The sequence below is a fragment of the Herbaspirillum lusitanum P6-12 genome (assembly GCF_000256565.1).
In the GTDB taxonomy this organism is placed as follows: Bacteria; Pseudomonadota; Gammaproteobacteria; order Burkholderiales; family Burkholderiaceae_D; genus Herbaspirillum; species Herbaspirillum lusitanum.
Map to the genome: position 1 here is coordinate 1 of NZ_AJHH01000383.1, position 2736 is coordinate 2736.

Consider the following 2736-nt stretch of genomic DNA (forward strand, 5'->3'; position numbering starts at 1 on the left):
CCCGCCGGGCGGCGCGTTCAAGCCGCTGGAAGCAGACGGGCTGGCGACGCAGGGACTGGACATCAACAAGTCGAACTGGTCGCGCCCGATCGAGCGCGGCCCGTTCTGCGCTTACCCGATCATTCCGGGCATCTGCTTTACCTACGGCGGCGTCAAGACCAACAAGCAGGCGCAGGTGATCGACCAGGACGGCCGGCCGATCGCCGGTCTGTATGCCGCAGGCGAAGCCGCGGGTCTGTACTACCAGGTGTATACCGGCGCAACGTCGGTGATGCGCGGCGCGGTCTTCGGCAAGATCGCGCGCTCGCTGATTTCCGCATGCGCTGCACGGGATCGATCCGATCTCATGCAGCGCAGCGACACGGCAGTTTCGATGTATGCATAACAAGAGAGCGATGACTAGCACCGTCATCGGGGGCAGGTTCGCGCCTGTGCCTGAGCACGCGATTGCGGTGAAGGCATCAATTTTCCATTCCAGGAGACTTACATGAATATCAAGAACATCCTCAGGCATCCCGGCAGTTCCACGGCCTTGAAGCTGATGAGCGCCGCGGTCTGTTCCGCCTTGCTGTACGGCAGCGCCTCGGCGCAGCCGCAAGGCATCTCGGACAATGTCGTACGCATCGGCGTACTCACCGACCTGAGCGGCACCTTCTCCGATTTCGCCGGCAAGGGTGCGGTCGAAGCGGTCAAGATGGCGGTCGAGGATTTCGGCGGCAAGGTCAACGGCAAGCCGATCGAAGTGATCTCGGCCGATCACCTGAACAAGGCCGACATCGCCGCCTCGACGGCGCGCGAGTGGATCGATCAGCGCAAGGTCGACATGATCACCGACATCTCCGGCTCGGCCACCGCGCTGGCCACCATCAAGGTCGCGGCGGAGAAGAAGCGCATCGCCATCGTCACCGGCGGCGGCACCACGCGCGTGACCAATGAGGATTGCACGCCATACAGCCTGCACTACAACCACGACACCGCAGCCATGGCCAATGTCGCCGGCAAGTACATCGTCAAGCAGGGCGGCAACACCTGGTACTTCCTGACCGCCGACTATTCCTTCGGCTACTCGCTGCAAGCCGACACCACCGCCGTGGTGGAAGCCAACGGCGGCAAGATCGTCGGCGTGGTCAAGCATCCATTCAACACGTCCGACTTCTCGTCCTACCTGGTGCAGGCGCAATCGAGCGGCGCCAAGATCATCGGACTGGCCAACGCCGGTGCCGACACCATCAATTCGATCAAGACCGCCGCCGAGTTCGGCATGCTCAATTCCGGCAAGCAGAAGTTCGCCGGCCTGCTGATGTTCATCAACGACATCCACGCGCTCGGCCTGAAAGCCGCACAAGGTCTGTACGTCACCGAAGCTTTCTACTGGGACACCAACGACGAGACGCGCAAATGGTCGGAACGCTTCTTCAAGCGCGTCGGCAAGATGCCGTCGTCGATCCAGGCCGCCGACTATTCGTCGACGCTGCAATACCTGAACGCGATCAAGGCAACCGGCACCGACGATGCCGATGTCGTGATCAAGAAGATGAAGGAAACCCCGGTCAACGACTTCTACACCAAGAACGGCAAGATCCGCGCCGATGGCCTGCTGGTGCATGACATGTACCTGATGCAGGTGAAGACGCCGGCCGAGTCGAAGAAGCCATGGGACTACTACAACATCCGCGCAGTGGTGCCGGGCGATGAAGCCTATCCGTCGCTGGCCAGCGGTACCTGCAATTTCGCCAAGAAGCAATGACGAAAGCGGTCGTCGATGCGTAGGAAAATTCCCAGCATCACCGCATTGATGGCCTTCGAGGCGGCGGCGCGCTACCAGAGTTTTTCGCGCGCCGCCGATGCGCTGTCGCTGACGGAGGGCGCCATCAGCCGCCAGATCGCGGGACTCGAAGAGTTCCTCGATCTGCTGCTGTTTCATCGCGTCAAAAAGCGCGTACAGCTGACCGATATCGGCAAGGCCTATTTCGCGCACGTGCGTGAAGACCTCAACCGGCTGGAACGCAATACGCTCAGCGCCATGGCTTACCAGGACGGACAGCAGATCCTCGAATTGGCGGTGATTCCCACCTTCGCCACCAAATGGCTGATTCCGCGCTTGTCGGAGTTCAGCCGCCTGCATCCGGAAATCGTGGTCAACCTGAGCGAGCGGGCGCTGCCTTTCCTGTTCGGCGATTCGGTGTTCGACGCCGCCGTGCATTACGAGCATCCGGCCTGGGCCGGCAATGCCCAGGAACTGCTGTTCGAGGAAGAGCTGGTGCCGGTCTGCAGCCCGCAACTGCTGGGCGGCAAGACTGCGCTCAGCATCGACGAACTGGCGGCGTATCCATTGCTGCAAAAGAATACGCGCGAAGACGTCTGGCGCCACTGGTTCGACATGCAGGGATTCCAGGGCCGCAATCCGGTCGGCGGACCGCGCCACGATCTGTTTTCGATGATCATCCAGGCGGCCTGCTACGGTCGCGGCATTGCACTGGTGCCGCGTCTGTACGTCGAGGACGAATTACGCAGCGGCGCCTTGCTGATACCGCTGGACCGGCCGATACGCGGCCTGAAGAAATATTGCGTGGTCTATCCCGAACATGAAGAAGCCTCGCCGACGCTCAAGCTGTTCATCGCCTGGCTGATGCAGGCGGCGCGCGAGCAATCGCATGGGCCGGCAATGCGGGCGGGCATCAACTGAAAGACAACATGGACATCATCCTGGAGACAAAAAACCTGACGAAGGAATTC

Annotated in this window: 3 protein-coding genes; all 3 read left to right on the top strand. The window is 61.3% G+C overall.

Annotated elements, in window-relative coordinates:
* Positions 1-385, top strand: a 385-nt coding sequence (locus HLUSI_RS28330) for an FAD-binding protein (RefSeq protein ID WP_040503423.1), incomplete at its 5' end; no start/stop codon positions are given.
* A gap of 102 nt (positions 386-487) precedes the next feature.
* Positions 488-1747, top strand: a complete 1260-nt coding sequence (locus HLUSI_RS0112125) for an ABC transporter substrate-binding protein (protein ID WP_016834227.1) — start codon at positions 488-490, stop codon at positions 1745-1747.
* 15 nt (positions 1748-1762) lie between these two features.
* Complete coding sequence (locus HLUSI_RS0112130; protein WP_029363438.1) at positions 1763-2686, top strand: LysR family transcriptional regulator; 924 nt, start codon at positions 1763-1765, stop codon at positions 2684-2686.
* Positions 2687-2736 lie beyond the last annotated feature (50 nt).

Coding starts and splice junctions, on each gene's coding strand:
- HLUSI_RS0112125 (WP_016834227.1), top strand. CDS start 488: ATGAATATCAAGAACATCCTCAGGCATCCCGGCAGTTCCACGGCCTTG.
- HLUSI_RS0112130 (WP_029363438.1), top strand. CDS start 1,763: ATGCGTAGGAAAATTCCCAGCATCACCGCATTGATGGCCTTCGAGGCG.